This window comes from Psychrobacter sp. TB20-MNA-CIBAN-0197 (genome assembly GCF_040309765.1).
Lineage (GTDB): Bacteria > Pseudomonadota > Gammaproteobacteria > Pseudomonadales > Moraxellaceae > Psychrobacter > Psychrobacter submarinus.
Map to the genome: position 1 here is coordinate 25,649 of NZ_JBEOPC010000004.1, position 20,330 is coordinate 45,978.

The 20,330-nt window shown below is 45.5% G+C and carries 17 protein-coding genes; 7 read left to right on the top strand and 10 right to left on the bottom strand.

The genetic code is table 11. The features are described from left to right. Positions 1 to 14 precede the first annotated feature (14 nt). Positions 15 to 917 (bottom strand): acyl-CoA thioesterase, encoded by a 903-nt coding sequence (locus AAEY83_RS01955; RefSeq protein ID WP_025646021.1) that lies wholly within the window; start codon positions 915 to 917, stop codon positions 15 to 17. Positions 918 to 1,240: 323 nt separating this feature from the next. Further along, on the bottom strand, positions 1,241 to 4,141 hold the full coding sequence (gene rapA, locus AAEY83_RS01960) for an RNA polymerase-associated protein RapA (protein WP_025646023.1): 2,901 nt from the start codon (positions 4,139 to 4,141) through the stop codon (positions 1,241 to 1,243). Between the two features lie 298 nt (positions 4,142 to 4,439). On the opposite strand from rapA, the gene AAEY83_RS01965 reads away from it, so the two are divergent. Together AAEY83_RS01965 and AAEY83_RS01970 are read left to right on the top strand one after the other, a co-directional pair. After that, positions 4,440 to 5,432 carry an NAD(P)-dependent oxidoreductase gene (locus tag AAEY83_RS01965; RefSeq protein ID WP_025646025.1) on the top strand — a complete coding sequence of 331 codons (993 nt, stop codon included), beginning with the start codon at positions 4,440 to 4,442 and terminating at the stop codon, positions 5,430 to 5,432. 9 nt (positions 5,433 to 5,441) lie between these two features. Next, positions 5,442 to 6,386 (top strand): D-2-hydroxyacid dehydrogenase, encoded by a 945-nt coding sequence (locus AAEY83_RS01970; RefSeq protein ID WP_025646028.1) that lies wholly within the window; start codon positions 5,442 to 5,444, stop codon positions 6,384 to 6,386. A gap of 8 nt (positions 6,387 to 6,394) precedes the next feature. On the opposite strand, the gene AAEY83_RS01975 is transcribed toward AAEY83_RS01970, so the two are convergent. Next, positions 6,395 to 8,038 (bottom strand): flavin-containing monooxygenase, encoded by a 1,644-nt coding sequence (locus tag AAEY83_RS01975; RefSeq protein WP_025646030.1) that lies wholly within the window; start codon positions 8,036 to 8,038, stop codon positions 6,395 to 6,397. Between the two features lie 30 nt (positions 8,039 to 8,068). After that, positions 8,069 to 8,839, bottom strand: coding sequence for an RluA family pseudouridine synthase (locus AAEY83_RS01980; protein WP_025646032.1), 771 nt, complete (start codon positions 8,837 to 8,839; stop codon positions 8,069 to 8,071). A 358-nt stretch (positions 8,840 to 9,197) separates the two neighbouring features. Between AAEY83_RS01980 and trxA the strand changes: the two genes are divergently transcribed. The 3 genes from trxA (at position 9,198) to AAEY83_RS01995 (ending at position 12,024) form a co-directional block, all read left to right on the top strand. Further along, complete coding sequence (gene trxA / locus AAEY83_RS01985; protein WP_025646034.1) at positions 9,198 to 9,524, top strand: thioredoxin; 327 nt, start codon at positions 9,198 to 9,200, stop codon at positions 9,522 to 9,524. Between the two features lie 514 nt (positions 9,525 to 10,038). Beyond that, positions 10,039 to 11,310, top strand: a complete 1,272-nt coding sequence (rho, locus tag AAEY83_RS01990; RefSeq protein ID WP_025646036.1) for a transcription termination factor Rho — start codon at positions 10,039 to 10,041, stop codon at positions 11,308 to 11,310. A 474-nt stretch (positions 11,311 to 11,784) separates the two neighbouring features. Further along, a complete protein-coding gene (locus AAEY83_RS01995; RefSeq protein WP_025646038.1) occupies positions 11,785 to 12,024 on the top strand; it encodes a YMGG-like glycine zipper-containing protein in 240 nt (79 codons plus the stop codon). A gap of 197 nt (positions 12,025 to 12,221) precedes the next feature. Here the strand turns inward: AAEY83_RS01995 and ypfJ are convergent, their stop codons facing one another. Continuing rightward, a complete protein-coding gene (gene ypfJ / locus AAEY83_RS02000) occupies positions 12,222 to 13,109 on the bottom strand; it encodes a KPN_02809 family neutral zinc metallopeptidase (RefSeq protein WP_025646040.1) in 888 nt (295 codons plus the stop codon). 612 nt (positions 13,110 to 13,721) lie between these two features. On the opposite strand from ypfJ, the gene AAEY83_RS02005 reads away from it, so the two are divergent. After that, complete coding sequence (locus tag AAEY83_RS02005) at positions 13,722 to 14,078, top strand: hypothetical protein (protein ID WP_037059270.1); 357 nt, start codon at positions 13,722 to 13,724, stop codon at positions 14,076 to 14,078. Between the two features lie 300 nt (positions 14,079 to 14,378). On the opposite strand, the gene AAEY83_RS02010 is transcribed toward AAEY83_RS02005, so the two are convergent. The 5 genes from AAEY83_RS02010 to rpmI form a co-directional block, all read right to left on the bottom strand. After that, positions 14,379 to 14,678, bottom strand: coding sequence for an integration host factor subunit alpha (locus AAEY83_RS02010; protein WP_025646042.1), 300 nt, complete (start codon positions 14,676 to 14,678; stop codon positions 14,379 to 14,381). Between the two features lie 239 nt (positions 14,679 to 14,917). Continuing rightward, positions 14,918 to 17,323: a phenylalanine--tRNA ligase subunit beta gene (gene pheT, locus AAEY83_RS02015; protein WP_025646044.1), complete on the bottom strand. Its 2,406-nt coding sequence runs from the start codon at positions 17,321 to 17,323 to the stop codon at positions 14,918 to 14,920. A gap of 98 nt (positions 17,324 to 17,421) precedes the next feature. After that, positions 17,422 to 18,474, bottom strand: a complete 1,053-nt coding sequence (gene pheS, locus AAEY83_RS02020) for a phenylalanine--tRNA ligase subunit alpha (protein WP_025646046.1) — start codon at positions 18,472 to 18,474, stop codon at positions 17,422 to 17,424. A 272-nt stretch (positions 18,475 to 18,746) separates the two neighbouring features. Next, positions 18,747 to 19,103 (bottom strand): 50S ribosomal protein L20, encoded by a 357-nt coding sequence (gene rplT / locus AAEY83_RS02025; protein ID WP_025646048.1) that lies wholly within the window; start codon positions 19,101 to 19,103, stop codon positions 18,747 to 18,749. Positions 19,104 to 19,155: 52 nt separating this feature from the next. Next, positions 19,156 to 19,353, bottom strand: coding sequence for a 50S ribosomal protein L35 (gene rpmI / locus AAEY83_RS02030; protein WP_025646050.1), 198 nt, complete (start codon positions 19,351 to 19,353; stop codon positions 19,156 to 19,158). A gap of 456 nt (positions 19,354 to 19,809) precedes the next feature. Here rpmI and AAEY83_RS02035 point away from each other — a divergent pair, with 456 nt between their 5' ends. After that, a complete protein-coding gene (locus tag AAEY83_RS02035; protein WP_025646052.1) occupies positions 19,810 to 20,262 on the top strand; it encodes an acyl-CoA thioesterase in 453 nt (150 codons plus the stop codon). Positions 20,263 to 20,330 lie beyond the last annotated feature (68 nt).

Below are 20,330 nucleotides of genomic sequence, written 5' to 3' on the forward strand. Positions count from 1 at the left end.
AAGACTTCTGCCAACTAAGACTTTGGCACTCGTAGGCGCATCAGCCCTTCTTGCTGCACGGTAGCGACGAGATTACCGTCTTGCCAAAACTGGCCATGATTAAGACCTTTAGAGCTAGAAGTGGTGTCGCTCCACATCTCATAGAGTAGCCAATCATTGAGATCGAACGGACGATGAAAATGCATGGAGTGATCGATACTCGCCGCTTGTAGGCCGCTGGTCATAAAGCTGACACCATGCGACATCAGTCCCGTGCCTACTAAATAAAAGTCCGACGAAAACGCTAATAATGCCTGCTGAATAGCGACAGGCTGATTGCCAAGCTCGCGAATACGTAGCCAGTTGGCCTGCTTAGGTTTCATAGGCGTTGGGTTGATCGGATCGCGCGGTTTGACCGGTTTGATCTCGACATGACGACGACGCATAAACCGTGCTTTGAGCGCATCTGGTACTTTGCCGACGTGCTCGTCTTTTAACTCTTGCTCTGAAGCTAAGTCTTCTGGCGGCGGATACACTGGCATACTCTCTTGATATTCAAGCCCCTCCTCAGCAGGCGAGAACGACGCTATCATCGAAAATATCACTTGCTCTATAGGCTCTTTGCCTTTTACTTGCTTGTACTGAATCGCCGTCACTTCTCGCGCGGATAGGCTACGACCGTCTCGCAAGCGGCGCACTTGGTAGATGACAGGCTGCTTGATATCGCCGCCACGCAAAAAATACCCATGCAGTGAATGGCAAGGCTTGTCCTCATTCAAGGTGTGAGACGCTGCCATAATTGCTTGCGCGAGCACTTGTCCACCAAAGATACGTGAGCCCACATAATCGTGGCTTGCGCCTTCAAAAACATCCGGGCTGAGCTCAGTGAGTGCGACTGTCGCTAACAGCTCGTCGATAAGTTGCGAGTTATCAAACATATCAGACATAGCGCTTATTTTCCTTATTCTAATATTTCTACTAACAAACATTTTCGCTTTGAATGACAATACTTGTTAGTAAAAATGATCACTTTAGAAGGTTTGTTAAAAGTTAAACATAGTAACCAATAACGGCATTTTTGACCAGTGATGTCATATGACTTAGCGGCTATTATGATGACTGTATCGCCTAAAAAATAGTCTCTGCCAGTTCCATAAATGGATTCTATACCGCTCCTTGGCTCTATTTTATTTCGTGCTAAATCCTAATACGAAAAAGAGGCGCTAACGAGCACCCCTTTTTATACTACTGCTAGCTTAGACTAGGGCTTTACTGCCACCAAAATCCGGATAGAGTCAGGTACTAGCGATAGACTCGCTAGGGCCTGCTCGCCTTGGGCTTGCAGCTGCTCTAAGCGCTCAATCTCGCTGCTACGCACATTAGGATTGATGGTTTGTAAGTGCTTGAGACGCTTGATCTCACGTGACCACTGCTGAGTAAAGCGGCTACTTGCCTGCGCTCCTATTTCAGCCAGCTGTGCACGGGCGATATCTTCAGCGTCATAGTAGCGCTGCTCGATAACATCACCGCGCGCCTTAATCACTTGCCGCGCTCGATTGTTATCTAAACGCTCGATATGCGGCATAATCATCTCGGCACTGATACGACTTGATAAATCGCCGCCCTGCTCACTCATAAACACCCGAATATTTTGTGTCGGCAAGGTTGCAGGCAGATTGAGCACTTTTGGCGCGATAGTCTCGACCCGAAAGTTAATCTCAAGCAGTACGGTGCCCTGCGGCATTGCGGCGCTCTTTAGCATACCGACAGTAGTATTACCAAAGGTGCTGGTGCTCGCCAGCTCATAGATAGCGCGCATCAAAGGATGCTCATGAGTAATAAAATCAATCTCTTCGCGCTGCAAAGCCAGCTTGCGCTCGAAGGTCAAGCTCATGCCATCTTCGCCGAGTGGTAAGCTCTCCATATACTCATTGACTTCATTACTATCGATCGGCGCAATCACCCATGAGCCATCGCGCTGTACGCTATGATCGATGTTGGCGGACGCCAAAAAACGCTCGACGAATTGCGGCAGTAGATTATGACTATCAAAATCCACCATCGCATCTTTGATACGCGAGGCCACCCGCGGACGGCACGAGTTATACTCAAGTAGGCGGTCGCGGCCTGCTTGTAGCTGAGCCTCTAAACCTAAACGCGTCTGCTTCGCCTCAGCGATAACCGCTTGTAGCGCTTGCTGATTATCCGCGGTATCTGCGCCTTCTAACAGCGGCTTTAAGGTCTGAATATACTCCTCTTGCACGCTTTGCGCTGTTGGCGATATCTGATTGAATATATTGAGCGCGCTGTTATACCAGTGATACAGACGCTCTTGCGCCGTGCTCTCTACATAAGGCACATGCAGTGTAATCCGCTGCGTCTGGCCGATACGATCCAAGCGGCCAATGCGCTGCTCTAAAGTATCAGGATTGGCCGGTAAGTCCCAAAGTATCAGCTGGCTTGCAAATTGGAAGTTACGACCTTCTGAGCCAATCTCTGAGCACAGTAGTATTTGCGCCCCTTCTCTATCAGCAAAAAACGCCGCAGCTTGGTCACGCTCAAGTAGCGTCATCTGCTCAGTAAAGATAGCGGTCTTGATACCGGCATGCAAACGCAGTACCGCCTCTAAGCTCTCAACTGTCGCGCCACTACGGGCAATAAGTAATACTTTTTCTTGTTTCAGCTCGCCTTTTAAGATATCGATCAGCCAAGGCACGCGTGGGTCGTCTTCAAGCCAGCCACCATCGGGCTGATTTTCTTCGCCCCATAGCTGCTCGCGCAGTTTACCTGTGGTCTGATAGCTGTCTATCCAAGCCTCAGGCAGCGGCAATGGATGCGACTGACTGCTACGGCCGTAGAAGCCTTTGACACTTTCGCGCGTATTACGGAATAACACCCGCCCCGTCCCATGACGATCTAGCAGCTCATTGAGGGCATAATTACGCAGCCTCTCATCTTCATTGATGTTTGCCAACTCCTCGGTGCTGATATCGAGCAGGCCACTTAAAGCTTCAATCTGATTGGAGCTCAAAGGCTTATCTTCTATCAAGATATTGGCAACTGCCGCCGTTTCGGCAAAGGCATCTTGGGACTCAATAAACGCATCCAAATCATCGAAGCGATTGGGATCAAGCAGACGCAGACGGGCAAAATGACTTTGCGCGCCCAATTGCTCTGGCGTGGCAGTGAGTAGCATCACCCCTGGCGTTTCATTAGCAAAGTCAGCGACGAGCTCGTATTTATCATTGCCGCCTTGCGCCTCATCCCAATGCAAGTGATGCGCTTCATCGACGACAAGCAGATCAAACCCGGCTTCTATGGCTTGCTCATACAGATCATCATGATCAAGCAACAAGTCCATACCGGCGATGATACATTGCTCAGTAGCAAAGACGTTTTGTTCAGGGTCGTGCTCTTTTATCGCCGCCGTACGCACCAGATCAAATAGCGCAAAGTTTAGATTAAAACGGCGACGCAGCTCAATCATCCACTGATACTGCAAACTATCGGGCACGAGTATCAATACGCGCTCAGCCTTACCGGTAAGCAGCTGCTGATGGATAATAAGACCGGCTTCGATAGTTTTGCCCAATCCCACCTCGTCAGCGAGCAAGACGCGCGGCGCAAGGCGCTTACCCACTTCATGAGCGATATAGAGCTGATGCTCAATGATATCGACGCGCGCGCCCATGAGACCTTTGAGCGGATGACCGGCCAATGCCGACTGCATACGCAAGATATCTTGGCGCAGATCATACCAGTCACTACGCTCAATACGGCCAGCCAGCAAGCGCTCAAGGGGCTTAGCGAGCGTAATATTCGCCGCCAAGCGCGTCTCCATAATAGGTTTAACCTCCACCCCTTGCTCATCATCTTCGACGCTGTACTTAAGTACGCCCATCACCTCATCGACGCCGGTAACGGTATAGTTATTACCCTGCTGATCAGCGATGCTATCACCGATTTTGAATACCACGCGCGAGAGCGGAGCAGAGTTTTTGGCATAGACGCGCGTCTCTTCGCTTTGCGGAAACAAGATGTGCACGCAGCGATCATCGACGTCGATCACCACACCTAAACCAAGCTCAGACTCGGTATCAGATAAATAACGTTGACCAACAGCGAATTCGCTACTGAGTAATGAGGCGGCAGAAATAGTCATAGGGCGGTATCTTTTTGTACTTAAATGATAAAAATAGAAGATGAAAGTAGTCACACTATAGATGATGAGCAACAAGCAACGTCGCTGCAAAGTCGCACTATTATATAGCGTTAGCGGTTAGATGGTTGCGCTAATTGTGTTTTTCAAGAGCTTATCACCCAGCCGTTATTTTAGGATTTGCATTCTGCTCGCTGCAGTCTTCGCTTTAGTAGGTTAGTTTTGCTTTTTGCTACAGCATGCTACATTAGAGGCTTATAAAATAACGACTACTCATAACTAAAACTAAAAAGGACTCTCTATGAAAGCGGTACTACTCGACGAAGCCAGATTTTTAGAAGGTCTTGAGCTACCCAAGCCTGCAAAGGTCAGCGAATACGTCACCTTTGATAAAACGCCGCAAGACAATAAAGTAATCATTGAGCGCTGCCAAGATGCCGACATCATGATCTGCGGCACCTTAAGGATCGAACGCGAAGTGATTGAGGCGCTCCCTAATCTCAAACTCATACAACTGAGCTCAAGTGGTATGAACACCATAGACCAAGAGGCCTGCAAGGAAAACAAGGTTGCGCTATACAATGCTTCTGCTTTTGCTGCTAAAAGCGTTCCTGAGCACACCTTTATGCTGATGTTAAATGCGCTACGCGCTGGCATTCATTATCATCAAAAGGTCGCTGATGGCAGTTGGCGTAAAGATCGCAGCTCACAGATTAACCAAGCACCGATGATTGATGTCGAGGGGCAAACCTTAGGCATCATTGGCGTAGGTACCATTGGTAAGCGCGTAAGTGAGCTTGCACAAGCGTTTGGCATGACCGTACTATGGGCTGAACATCAAGGCGTCGAGCCCCGCAGCGACGATTATACTGATTTTGAAACCGTGCTTGCCGCCGCCGATGTTATCAGCCTACATTGTCCGCTCACACCAGAGACTAAACATCTAATTAATAAAGACACCTTAGCCAAAATGAGCAAACAGCCGCTGATCGTCAATGTAGCACGCGGCGCAGTCGTCGACTCTAAGGCTATGGCACAAGCGATAGAAAATCAGCAAGTACTCGGTTACGCAACCGATGTCTTTGAAAAAGAACCCATCGCCACAGACGATCCTTTACTTAAACTGGCAGAGCAGCAGCATCCGCGAGTTATCTTTAGCCCGCACGTGGCGTCAGGCAGCAAGAACGCGCATCATAAATTATGGCAGATTGTCCAAGAGCAAATTAACACCTTTATTAATAACACCGATGAAAAATCAAATGATAGCTCAAGTAATCATAAGAAAAATAAGTAAGGAGGCAGTATGAAAGCGGTATTTTTGGATAGAGGCACGTTTTCTCAGGACTTAGACTTGCCAGCGCCAGCAGGAGTCACCGATTATGTTGTCTACAGCGATAGCCCAGAGGATACTCAAACTATAGTCGAACGTTGCCAAGATGCAGACATTATCTTTACCAATAAGATTAAGATTAGCGCTGAGGCGATTAGTAATCTGTCCAAGCTAAAGCTGATTCAATTGACAGCGACTGGCATGAATAACGTTGACAGCGACGCTTGCGATAAGCATGGGGTGACGCTATATAACGTCGCAGGTTACGCGGTCAAAAGTGTGCCAGAGCATACCTTTATGCTGATGACTATGGCGATGCGCGCTGCTATCCACTACCATCAAAAGGTCATTGATGGCTCTTGGTCTGATGACGGTGGCTTTTGCCTATTAGATGTACCACTGATCGATTTGGAAGATAAAACGTTAGGCATTATTGGCGTTGGCACTATCGGTAAACGAGTGACCCAGATTGCCCGCGCTTATGGCATGACCGTGTTGTGGGCGGAACATCAAGGCCAAACGCCGCGCAATGAGGATTATACCGCTTTCGATGAGGTGCTAGCCCGCTCCGATGTCATCAGCTTACATTGCCCCTTAAACGAGGACACCAAACACTTAATTAATAAAGACACTTTGGCAAAAATGCAAAAGCAGCCTTTGATAGTCAATGTCGCACGCGGCGGTATTGTCGACAGCCAAGCGCTAACCAATGCTGTGAATAATGAGCAGATATTAGGCTATGCCAGCGACGTCTTTGAAGCTGAGCCTATCACTGAGGACGATCCGCTGCTTAGCCTAAAAGATCATCCGCGCGTTATCTTTAGTCCGCATAATGCCTGGGGTAGCGAGAGCGCGCAGCTGACGCTATGGCGGATACTGAGCAAGCAAGTCAGCGCGTTTATTGATAAAACAGGCTAAGGTTAAAACTAGCGCGTAAAATGCAGCCACTTATCAGCAATTTTGCGGTGTTTAAGCATCATGCGGTCGAGCAGATAGTTATTCATTACTCGCCATGGATAGCGATCGCCTTGTTTAGGTAGCACCTTGCTTGCGCGCGCGACATACCCTGACGACAAAGCACCCATTACGGTATCCTTTTGTGTTTGCGCGGTCTCAGTGGCGGTTTGCGCGCTTGCTACAGCCACCTGATAATCATGCTTATTCATATAGCTGATCAATCGCAATACGTACTGACAGGCGATGTCTATCTTTAGCGTCCATGACGCATTGGTATAGCCAAATAACACTGCCATGTTAGGTACGCCCTCGAGCAATACCGCTTTGTAGGTCATGCGCTTGCCTATCGCAACCTCTTCTTCATCAACGACTAACTTAGCACCGCCTAGTACCTGCAAATTCAACCCAGTTGCTGTGACGATGATATCAGCGCCCAACTGCTGACCTGACTTTAGTAAAACCCCTGTCTCGGTAAAGCGCTCTATCTCATCAGTTACAATATCTGCCTGCCCGCTTTGTAGCACCTTAAAAAAGTCACTATCAGGCACGGCGCAAACGCGCTGATCCCACGGATTATAATCAGGCGAAAAATGTTTGATATCGATATCGCTACCTTTGAGCTCTTTTTTGACGCCATAGCTCATTAAGGCTTTCATCAGTTTTGGTGCATAGAGTGAGGCGCGATAAGTCGCTTGTTGCATCAGCACATTGCGGGCACGCACTATTTTGTAAGCTTGGGGTTTGGATAAAGGCGAGAGCTTGCCTGAGAGCTTTTCTATCGCATAATCATCGGCGGCGACGCTAGCCACATAAGAGGGCGAGCGCTGTAACATAGTCACCTGACTGGCCGTTTGCCCCTCAGTCTCATCTAGCAGAGCTGGCAGCAGCGTCACCGCCGTGGCACCACTACCGATGATAAGCACCTTTTTATCTTGATAGTCGACGTCCTTCCATTGCTGCGGATGCACAATCTGACCCTTAAAGTCTTCTTCCCTCTCGAAGTGCGGTCGATAACCTTGATCAAAGTCATAATAGCCCGTAGCGCCAACGATGAAGCTCGCGGTTAAGGTTACAGTCTCATTGGTCTCGTGGTTTTTGACCGTTGCCGTCCACTGTCGCTCGGCACTTGACCAAGATAACTGCTTAACTTCATGGCGATAGCGAATGTGCTTTGTGACATCAAATTCATTTGCCGTATCTGCCAGATAGCTTTTAATATCTTCGCCTTTGGCAAGCATTCTGTGATCGAGCCAAGGCCGAAAGCTATAGCCAAAGGTCAGCGCATCAGAGTCGGAGCGAATACCAGGATAGTTAAACAAGTCCCACGTGCCGCCTAAGTCAGCGCGCTTTTCTAGCACGATAAATCGCTCAGCGCTATTGGGCTTTTGGTGATTGGTATTGCGCCCAAAGATAGTCTTATTGTGCGACTGCTGTAAACGGCTCGCCATGCCGATACCTGCGATGCCCGCACCGATGATAAGCATCTCGCAGTCTACTGACTGAGCGCCATTGGCCTGATGAGCTGAAGATGGAGCTGATGAGGCATCACGGCCGCTTAAGCGTTTTTTAATAGTGTCTTTTATCGCTTTTTTAGTTGTCCGTATATCGATCATTCCCATTTTCCTTATGCAAACTGGCCTATATTAAAAAGGCGTCGGACTCTCCCAGTCCATCCAAGCTTCTAGCACCGGATGTTTTAAGCGCAGCTGCTGAGCATGTAAGTTAAGCCGCGGTGCGATCGCCAGCGCCGATCCTTCAGCATAAATCGGATCGCCGATGATCACATGACCCATGTGCACCATGTGTACTCGTAGCTGATGACTGCGACCCGTGATAGGCTTTAGGGCGACGCGGGTTACCATTTGCGGCTGGTCTGCCTGCGTAACAGCGCTATGCTCTAAAGATTGCGCACCGGCGCCTTGAGCATTGAGACACTCATGCGCGAGCACTTCATAACGAGTCAAGGCCTGCTTTGGCCAATTCGGATCAACGATATGACGCGGTTTGAGCGTTGGCTCATAACGCACGGGCGCAGATATCTTACCTGTGTCTCCTACTTGTTGCCACTGCCCAAACACGCGAGCTTGATAGAGCTTTTGCGGCAGACGCTCGATGAACTGCTTACTGATATGGGTTTGCGCCGCCGCATTTTTGGCAAATATAAGCAGTCCTGAGGTATCCATATCGAGTCGATGAATAAGCTTAACGTTTGGATTCACCTTCTCAAGCCTAGCAAGCAAGCTTACCTTTAAGGTTTTTCCGTCGACGCTCAACAGCCCTGCAGGCTTATCAACCACCCAGATATCATCGTCCTCAAAGACCGTTATCGTTTTAGCGAAATCTTGAAAAAACGCTAGCGGGTAATTTTGTTCTTGCTCGTTAAGAGCGTTAGTTTCTTCTTCAGTAAAGAGCATAAATGAGCTTATTATAAAATAGGGGTAGCGAGCACTGACTATAGAACAGTAGATCACACTACTAGTGATAGGCAGATGCCATTGATAGATTTTGTGCTATTGTTTTATGTTGCGATTGATTGTACTAATATTAATTGTTAAGCATTTTAACGAGCCGAGCGCTATTAAGGTTTAGCAGATATGTTACTATATCGATATTCATTCATTGGTATTAGGGTATTAGCGTTAGTCATCACCTTTAATATATCATCTTTAATAACAGTACGACTAACCCTCGTATAGCCTTGATTGGTTTTATCATAAGGTTATATTTTACCCAAGAATAAAAATTTAAACTTAATAAAAAGAGAGACATATTATGTCAGATTTAATCGTCAACACCACCGATAGCGACTTTGATAAAGACGTACTACAAGCTGACACGCTTGTGTTAGTAGACTTTTGGGCGACTTGGTGTGGTCCTTGCAAATCTATCGCACCTATCTTAGAAGATTTGGCTGCCGATTATGAAGGCAAAGTCAAAATCGTCAAAGTTGATGTCGATAACAACCCACAAGCTGCTAGCCGTTTCGGTATTCGCAACATTCCAACGCTATTTGTCTTCAAAGACGGCGAAAAAGTAGATTCAGTTATGGGCCTACAGCCAAAAGCAGAATTGGCTAAAGTCTTAGATAAGCATCTATAATCTGATCCAAAATAGCACGGTAATAATAACTTGATCACTGATTACTTATGCTTCAAAAAAGCCATTATCTATAACAGATAATGGCTTTTTGCTGACTTTTTGCACAAATAAATCGATTAGCGACTTTTTTTAACAAAAATAATTGACAACCCCCTATCTATAACCGTATAGTCTGCTGACAAGAGTAATACAACCGTTTTTCATAAGCGTCTTGTCGCAAGTCTCCTCGTGTTTGTTACTGCAAAACACAACTATCATTATTAAGCACCATTACCAACTATAATTACTGATATTGAGCTTTTATCGAAGACTCTTATGTCACCTTCTTTATATCCATTGTGAGCGTCCCTATTGTAATATCCTACAATTGGCGCTGAGCTGATATAAAAATCCAAGACAATATAACCCTAATGCTTTGCACACCTTCTACTCATACTCAATACTGTTTGAACCAATGTCGTGGGTTGTGCTGCTTATGACCTCTCTCGCCTGATAACCTGCTAATGACTTTCCTATGAATTTAACTGAATTAAAGAAAAAATCAATCTCTGAGCTCTTGGCTATTGCCAAAGAAATGGGGCTCGATAATATGGCGCGTAGCCGTAAGCAAGACATTATCTTTGCTATATTAAAGACCCATGCGCGTAATGGCGAAGCCATCTATGGCGACGGCGTATTAGAAGTCCTACCAGATGGTTTCGGGTTTTTACGCTCATCAGAAGGCTCTTATTTAGCCGGTCCTGATGATATTTATGTTAGCCCTAGCCAAATCCGCCGTTTTAGTCTCAAAACAGGCGACAGCATCGCGGGTACTATTCGCCCGCCAAAAGACTCTGAGCGCTATTTTGCGCTACTAAAAGTCGGTGAGATTAACTTTGACACCCCAGATCGCTCGCGTCATAAGCTTATCTTTGAGAATTTAACCCCTCTCTTCCCTACTGAACAATTAAAATTAGAGTTAGGTAATGGCACTACTGAGGATCTGACCGGCCGTATTATCGATCTGATCGCTCCGATTGGTAAAGGTCAACGCTCCATTATCGTCGCCCCGCCAAAAGCCGGTAAAACGATGCTGCTGCAGACCATGGCGCAGTCGATCACTCGCAATAACCCTGAGTGCTATTTGATTGTACTCTTGATTGATGAGCGTCCTGAAGAAGTCACCGAGATGGAGCGTACTGTGCGCGGTGAAGTGGTTGCCTCTACCTTTGATGAGCCGCCGCAGCGTCACGTACAAGTGGCGGACATGGTCATCGAAAAAGCCAAACGTCTGGTCGAGCACAAGCAAGACGTGGTTATCTTGCTCGACTCTATCACACGACTCGCCCGCGCTTATAACACAGTGATGCCATCATCCGGTAAAGTCTTGACCGGTGGCTTGGATGCCAATGCGCTTGAGCGCCCCAAACGCTTCTTTGGCGCGGCACGTAACGTAGAAGAAGGCGGCAGTTTAACCATTATTGCTAGTGCCCTTATCGATACCGGCAGTAAGATGGACAGCGTTATCTTTGAGGAATTCAAAGGTACGGGTAACCAAGAGATCACCCTTGAGCGTGATTTGGCCGAAAAACGCGTTTTCCCGGCCATTAATATCAAAAAATCTGGCACTCGCCGCGAAGAGCGTTTGCTTGATGAAGATAAATTACGCAAAGTCTGGATACTGCGTAAACTCTTGCAGCCAATGGATGGGGTGCAAGCCACTGAGTTCTTACTTGAGCGCCTAAAAGAGGCGAAGACCAACGATGAGTTCTTTGAACAAATGAATCGTAAATCTAAAGTCAATTAGCCTAACCGTTGTGTTTAAACGAGATCACTTCATAGTGGTCTTTTTTAGTTTAGGCGATACCTTTTATTCATTTAAATTGTAATGACTAATTATTAGCAAAAGAGTCATCGTACAAACCGTTAGCTTACTACAGCTCATCTGACAAGTAGGTTTAGTCAAAGTCGTACTAAGGAAACAGTATAGACACATCGCTTACACCTCAGATGTAAACAATAGCGTATTCAATACGACTAAATTTTATAATCAGCGTACTATGAGCAATAGTACAAGTGTATTTCTTCTGTATTGATCTTTATTGATAATTGCTATATCTATGGTTATCCACTTTATTATTGGTATATGCTAACAATAATAGTTAATGACGATGACTAGTGACTCCTTTGATAAGCATTTTTATTGTTAACGAGTGACTAGCAGTGACAAATTGTCAATGATAAAAATATTGATCAATTTTACAATTTAATAGGTGATGATATGAAATTTGCTAAAACTTTTGCAATGACTGCGATTACAAGCTCAGCGTTAATTATGACAGGTTGTAATACTGCCGGTTACAACAGTGGCTTAAGTAATACTGCTAAAGGCGCTACTGCTGGTGCAGCCGCTGGCGCTCTTATTAGAAGTGGCGGCGATAGTAAAGATATCGCTCGCGGCGCACTTGGTGGTGCGGCAATTGGCGGTGCTGGTGCTTATATTCTTGAAAACAGCAGATAGTCATATAGCTGTTATCAGTTCTGCTACTGTCATAAATTAATGACAATACAGCTCGAACAAAAAAGCCTACCTGATAAAAGGTAGGCTTTTTTATTGCTCATTAACAATAACGCTTAGCTTATAATTAACGCTTCTCTTTATCCAGATTCTTTAAATGACAGAGCTTTATAAAGAGAAGTACTGCTAGATATTACCCGTTACAGAGCACCGCTGAAAGTATCGCAAGATTGCACATTACCGCTTTCAAGGCCACGAGTGAACCAATCCACGCGCTGTTGACTGGTACCATGGGTGAAACTATCTGGCGTTGCCGCGCGGCCGCTGGCCTGTGCTAGACGATCATCGCCTATTTGTCCGGCAGCGTTAATCGCCTCATCGATATCCCCTGGCTCTAGAAACTGTACTCGTTGCTGATTGCGATTCGCCCATACCCCTGCAAAACAATCAGCTTGCAGCTCTTGCAATACAGACAGATGATTGCCCTGTGCTTGTGTCACTTGCTGGCGAGCTTGATTCACTTGTTGACTGATACCCAGTAACGTCTGCACATGATGACCTACTTCATGTGAGATAACATAAGCTTGGGCAAAATCACCCGCTCTTCCTCGGTTCTCTTGGTCGCCAGAGCCTTGCTGATCGCCACTGATCCCTAGATTTTGACGCATCTCAGTGAAGAAGGAAGTATCCAAATAAATAGTTTGATCTCCTGGACAATAAAAAGGCCCAGTTGCGGAGGTCGCGCTACCACAAGCGGAGCTAACTTGACCATTAAATAGTACCAATGAAGGCTCTTGATAGGTTTTTCCGCCTTCATTAAATATTTGTCCCCAAACTTCTTCGGTGTCCGCTAACACCACTTGCACAAATTGGGTATCACGGTCATCACCAGTTGCAACTTCAGTGGCAGAACTGCCGCCGCCGCCCGTGACGACTTGACCCGTTTGTAGCGCGGTCATAGGGTTGACGCCAAACACTAGCCACAAAATACCCGCGATAATAATACCACCAATACCGCCCCCTATCATTTTACCGCCGCCGCTACTCGTGCGCACGTTCGTACTGCCTCTTCTTCCTCTCCACTTCATAATTGCTATCCTCTACATAACTCATTTATTTATTCTATAACTAATCAATAAAGCTGAAGTTCAACTTATTTCTTGAACTACAAAACCGCAACAGAACTTCAAACCTTTAAACGATATTTGCTTTTCTTTAATAGTACAATCTTTACAGATACAGACCATATAGAGTTAGTCTGAATTTAGGTTACTTATTGTATTTTGTATCGCTAACTGGACTTGTATATCAGGATAATATCGAACATCAAAGCCTATTTTATATTTAATAATGATTGTAAGCTCATTTAAAAACGAGATTTAGCTTAGTTTTTATATTGATCAGTCTTTGTATTGAGTAATAAATCAATATCGTCGTTTTTATCACTTTATACGAAGAAGGACAGTAGAATAAGATTTGTAAATATTGTTTACATTTTTATTGCTCATTACTCACATAAAGTCTTTTCATTCACAAAAAAAGAGTATAGAATGCGGGGAAGCTGAGTAGCTGTGACCATTGACGGTTGAATATTAAGATACTTAAATATAAAGATACTTATAAGTATCTGATTTTAAGTGTCTATTGTATTTAGCCTTTTATTATAGCTAACATACTATTTCATTTTCTGGAGAAACATTATGGATATTAAATTACTAGCATTAGCCGGTATCATGACTGCAACTTTTGGCCTAACTGCTTGCGATAGCAGCACTGAAAACGCCGCTGAAGATTTATCTGACGCTCAAGAAGAAGTGCAAGACGCTCAAGAAGAGCTAAACGAAGCTGCTGCTGAAGGCGAAGTTGTTTCTGCTGACGCCGAAGCTGCTGTTGCTGACGCTGAAGCTGACATTGCTGAAGCACAAGCTGCTACTGCTACTGACGAAATGGACGCTGAAGTTCCTGTCGACGGTACAACAACTAGCATGGATGTTGCTAGCGAAACTGATACTGCTGCTGTAGACGCTGCTGACGAAGTTGTGGTTGTTGAAGAGTAAGCTCAGTAATTTATTACACTTGTAATGAATCCTGACTAATAAAAAAAGAGAGCCTTGGCTCTCTTTTTTTTGGCTACTATTTGGTATTTTAACGAACCACTCTTTTAACCAAAAATACTACTTATTTATATCATTCTCAATTCATAAACTTGTCATTAGCTATAAACAAGGGCTCAGAGCCTATAAGAATAGTAAAGCTCTTACATCGAGCTGACTAAGACTTGCTTCAATAGCATAATGGAGCTGAAAGTTTGAGTCGACTATTATTAAGACCAATAAAATAGCACTCAAAATCGAGACTTAAGCTTCAAATAAATGCTCATCGACTTTTTGGCGAAATTTTTGGCCAGTTTTGAAAGTGACCACTCGGCGCGCGGATACGGCTACGGGCTCGCCGGTTTTTGGGTTGCGGCCTGGGCGACTGCTTTTGTCTTTGAGCTCAAAGTTACCGAAACCTGAAAGCTTAACTTCCTTACCATCAATCAAACTCTCAGACAACTCATCAAAGAAATTTTCGACCAGACAGCGGCCTTCTTGACGGCTTAGGCCTAGATGATCCATTAAATGTTCAATCATATCTGACTTTGTTAAGGTACTCACAGTGCAACTCCTGATTGGTGCGGTAGGCTCCCTTGAATACTATAGTACAGTGACAAAATGAATAGTTACTGTATCAATGGTATGGCTAAGAGAGCCTGCTTTAACTTACGGTGTTATAAAAACGGCATAAGAAAAAATTGATTTTCAACGCTTGTCATTATAAAGGATTTTTTTATAAATTGATGACTAGTTATCATAAAATTCTTTAATAATAACTAGTTAGCATAAGTGAGTGCCGCTTAGCTGTCGCGTAATTGAGCCCCGTGCTGCTCGCTCAAAGCCGCAACCACTTTATCGGTCGTTGTTTTGACCGTGTCATCAGACAAGGTTTGGCTATAATCTTGCCATACTAATGCAAAGGCTAGTGAACGCTGACCTGCAGGTACGTTATCCCCTTGATAAACATCAAATAACCACAAATCAGTTAATAATTCGCCTGCCGCGCTACGTATGGTAGCTTGTAGAGTCTGCAAGCTGATTTTATCATCGACCAAAATAGCGATATCACGGCGTATCTGTGGAAATTTGCTGGGTGTGGTAATCGTCTGCTGTTCACGAGCAAGCTCTAATAAAGGCGCTAGTGAGAGCTGAGCGACCCAAGTGACTGGCAAATCAAGCTGCTTAGCAGTATTAGGGTGTAGCTGACCGAGCCATCCTACGTACAGATCATCTATATAAAGCTTAGCGCTCTGACCTGGGTGTAAAAAGTCCAGCTCACTGCGCTCGTAACGCACTCGCGCGCCGTCGATTAAAGCAGGAAGTAGCTGCTCTACATCATGTTTGAGATCATAAAAATCAATTGCACGGTTTTGGTAGGCTTGTTCATCCCAAACATTACCTACAGCAACGAGCGCTATGCTAGGCGTCTGTACCAACTCACTAACGCTATGACCAACAAAGCTTAGACCGGTCTCAAAAAAGCGCACACGCGACTGTTGACGGTTAAGATTATACTGCACACAGGGCAACAGACTCGATAATAGCGTACGGCGCATCACGGCTAAATCACTCGATATCGGATTGGCTAGAGCTAATACCTCCCCTAGTGCCTCATCTTCGATTAGCGCTTCTATCTTTGCATCACTGAAGCTAAAGCTGATCGCTTCCATATAGCCGATATCGACTAGTGCCAGCTTCATCTCATGAGTCAAATCTGCAGTATCGTCATAGTCCATACTCACTTGTAGATGAGGCAAGGTACTGGGAATATTGTCGTAACCGTATATTCGTGCAATCTCTTCTATCAAATCCTCAGCAATACTCATATCAAAACGATGCGATGGCGGCGTAGCTTTTAAAACATGCCCTTGCTGCTCTACGTCAAACCCTAATTGAGTCAAAATACGTATCATCGTCTCAGGTTCGATATCGATACCTATCACCTCGCCCACCTTTGCAATAGGTAAAGATATGGGCGCTCGTGAGGGTAGCTGTGTAGGACTCTCAGCACTCATTATAGATCCTGCTACGCCGCCTGTAACTGCGGTGATTAATTCGCGAGCTCGCGCTAAAGCAAGCTGTGGCAACTCAAAATCAACGCCGCGCTCAAAGCGCTGAGAAGCATCGGTATGCAGACCGAAACGGCGAGCACGACCGGCGATAGCTAATGGACTAAAAAACGCACTCTCTAGCACGATATTGGTCGTCGTCTCAGTGACGCTGCTGCGCTTGCCGCCCATAATACCAGCAAGGGCTAAGATACCTTGGTCATCAGCGATGACGAGCTCATCACCGCTTAACGTTAGCGTCTGATCATTGAGCAAAGTAACACTCTCTTGCGGCTTAGCCAAACGCACTTGGATATCGCCTTCGATCGTATCGGCATCAAAAGCGTGCAATGGCTGGCCAAGCTCCATCAACACATAATTCGTCACATCGACTAAGAAGTTATGGGTACGTAGACCTGATTGAATAAGTGCGTCACTCAGCCATTTTGGGGTATCGATACTACGATCGATAGCGCTAATCGCTTGCAATAAATAACGCGGGCACTGTTCGGTGGCAGCGACCTTTACATTAGGAGTTTTTACCTCTTCACTAGCGGCAAAAGCTAAGTTTATCTCCGGCGTCTGCATCGATAGCTCATTGATAACGGCTATTTCGCGCGCGATACCGCGTACGCTGAAACAGTCGCCGCGATTCGGCGTGATAGAGATATCTAATATTTGATTGTCTAAGCCTAAGTACTCACGGATATCAGTGCCAGTTGGAGCATCGTCAGGTAGCTCAAGGAGTCCGTCGATATCATCAATCAAATCAATCTCAGAAGCACCGCAAAGCATACCGTTTGAGGCCACGCCGCGTAGCTTGCTTTTTTTAATCTTAAAAGCTGTCTTGTCATCGCTTGGTAGCACAGCACCAACGGTAGCCACAGGCGCTTTCATCCCAGCATAAACATTGGGTGCACCGCAGACGATTTGTAATGGTTCAGCAGTACCAATATTGACCTGAGTAACGCGCAGCTTATCGGCATCTGGATGTTGTTCCACACTAAGCACTTCGCCGACGACCACACCACTAAAAGCGCGGGCAACTGCAAAACGATCGTCAATCTCAAGCCCGGCCATTGTTAGCTGCTCAGCTAACTGCTCGCTAGTATTGGCGGGATTTACCCATTGACGTAGCCATTGTTCGCTAATTTTCATAAATATCTCGGATCTGAATTTTATAATAAAGATTCTATAGTAAGGAAAGGCCTATCAGCACCTAGCGCCCTAAATACAAGTCTATAGCAGACAAGCAGTTAGCCAAATTGCTGCAAAAAGCGCACGTCGTTTTGGAAGAATAGACGCAAATCATCGATACCGTAATAGAGCATCGCAAAACGTTCAATACCCATACCAAAAGCGAAGCCAGTATATTTATCGCTATCGATACCGCAGTTGGTTAGTACTTGCGGATGGACCATGCCGCAGCCCATGACTTCTAGCCACTTACCATTATCATCTAAGATGTCGACTTCGGCTGAAGGTTCAGTAAACGGGAAGAATGAAGGACGGAAACGGACAGTCAGCTCTTTGCCAAAGAAGGCTTGCAAAAACTCGCTAATCAAGCCTTTTAGCTCAGCAAAAGTGCTCGACTCAGTGACCATAAGCCCCTCTAGCTGATGGAACATTGGCGAATGCGTTTGGTCTGAGTCGTTACGATAGACGCGGCCTGGACAGATAATACGAATCGGCGGCGCGCTTTGCTCCATAGTACGAATTTGCACTGGGCTCGTATGCGTGCGCAATAAATAATGCGCGTCAAAATAAAAAGTGTCGTGCATAGCGCGCGCAGGATGATGCGAGGGAATATTTAGCGCTTCAAAATTATAATAGTCGCTCTCAACTTCAGGGCCAGTCGCCACGTTGAAGCCTGCTTGCACAAAAAACTGCTGCATGCGCTGAGTGATCATAGTCACAGGGTGCAAGTGACCTTTTTGAGCGCCGCGCGCAGGCAAAGTGATATCGACACTCTCTTTGGCAAGCTTTGCATTTAAGGCTGCAGTCTCAAGTTGCTGCTGCTGCTCGCTCAAAGCTTGATTAATACGGCTACGAACCCCGTGCAACCAGCCGCCGTACGTCTTTTTGTCGTCGGCAGCCAGCTTACCCATTTGTTTTGACCACTGGGTCAGCGAGCTTTTTTTGCCCGTCAGCTGTACGCGCAGCTCTTGCAGTTCAGGTACGGTGGTCGCTTGCGCAATTAGCGCTACAGCAGCGTCGGCAAAACCGTTTAGCTGCGCTTCATCGAGCTCATTTAATTGCGAAGATAGAGTCGGTAGCGCCGACAAATCGGTAGCAACAGGGGTAGTCATAAGACGCATTATTCCTGGTATAGACAGAGTATAGATTGTAAGGGTTTGCGCAAATATTGCAAATTATTTACCGTCTTTTTATCTGGACGGATTAGGGTCTGTTGAACATAGCGATGTTCGCTATCGTAAATTCTTGACCTATTTGAATATGAGGAAGAGACAAAGATACAAAAAAAGCCACCGACTAGCGGTAGCTTGTTTTATATTGACCTAATCATGCTGATTAACTGGCCCTTAATCACTTAACAATAAAGTCTAAGGGTAGCTAATACTTAAGCCAATTCTGCTTTCGCTTTTTCAACCAGTACGCTAAAAGTCGCCGCATCATGCATAGCGATGTCAGCTAGAACGCGACGATCGATATCGATGTTGGCTTTTTTCATACCGTTGATAAAGCGGCTGTAGCTCAAACCATTTAAGCGTGCACCAGCGTTGATACGAGCGATCCATAGACGACGGAAAGAGCGTTTCTTGTTACGGCGGTCACGATAAGCGTATTGACCCGCTTTCGTTACGGCTTGTACTGCTACACGATAAACACGTGAACGGGCACCGTAGTAGCCTTTTGCACGTTTTAGGATTTTTTTGTGACGGCGATTTGCCTGTACACCACGTTTTACACGGGCCATAATTTACTCCAAGATTCTTTAGATATAATAAGCGATAAATTGCAAAGATCGATTAGATGTATGGGCACATACGACGAACTGCTGCTTCGTCAGACTTGGCCACCATCTTTAGACCACGCAACTGGCGAATACGCTTAGGAGATTTCTTGGTCAAAATATGGCTTTTGAAGGCTTGCTTACGCTTGAAGCCATTCGCGGTTTTTTTGAAGCGTTTTGCGGCGCCGCTTCTAGTTTTCATCTTAACTTTCATGATGAGTTGCCTCTTTGTCTTTGATAGAACCTGGTCGTCAAACGATTATTATCAGCGATTCATAAAATCTGCTCATCAATCAACCATTTGCCTCGAGGTGGGAGGCGCTATTTTAGCAGACTCGCTATTAATTTGCCAACCAAAGTTTCAATTTTTAGCTCTAATTAATGAAACGCTATCATAGTAGCTAGTAGCGAATTTTCTTCAGCAGCCTATTTGTCCTTTTAGCGTGTAAAGCAACCGTTCACCCCTAAAAATATTGAAATTATCCGGCAGCTATGGCTATAATAATGTATTCATATAAATGAATATAACGTACTCTAACGATACCCGTTTATACGATTAGCTCGTGTTAGCTCCTATATGAATTTGTATAGCAATACGTGGCATTAATGATTCGGCGAGGGCACTCCCAAACTTTTACCCTTTAGAGCATCCTTATAGGAGATACTATCGATGATACCAACAGACCGAGAATTAGTCTTCGATGATACTGTATTCGTCTTTGAGACGGTCATGCGGGTGAGAAATAACGAAATTGGTGTTGGTAATTTTTTGACGCCAGAGTCTTTATCTCACCTATTGTCTGAGACTCGCGAGCGATTTTTATATGCCAAAGGTATCCAGCAGATTCATGCCGATTACCAAGGTCTTATTATAGTTGATATGCAATTGAACCTTTTTAGTATGGTGCGCACGCGTGAAGCGCTGTTATTTGAGGTAGGCGTACAGCAGTTATCTACTGAAGGCTGCGATATCAATATTAAGGTCACGCGCATGGATGATGGCTCTTTAGTAGCCAAATCACGCCAGCATTTTGTTAATTATGATTATCGATCAGGTAAAGTCACGACTCTGAACAAGACAATCAAACAGGCCCTTGATCAATGTAAACAGGCTAACGCCTAAGCCCTACTTTTCTGTTTTTTCTTGCTGTTTTTCTTATTATCGTATCGCATTCAAGCCACCTGTATAGT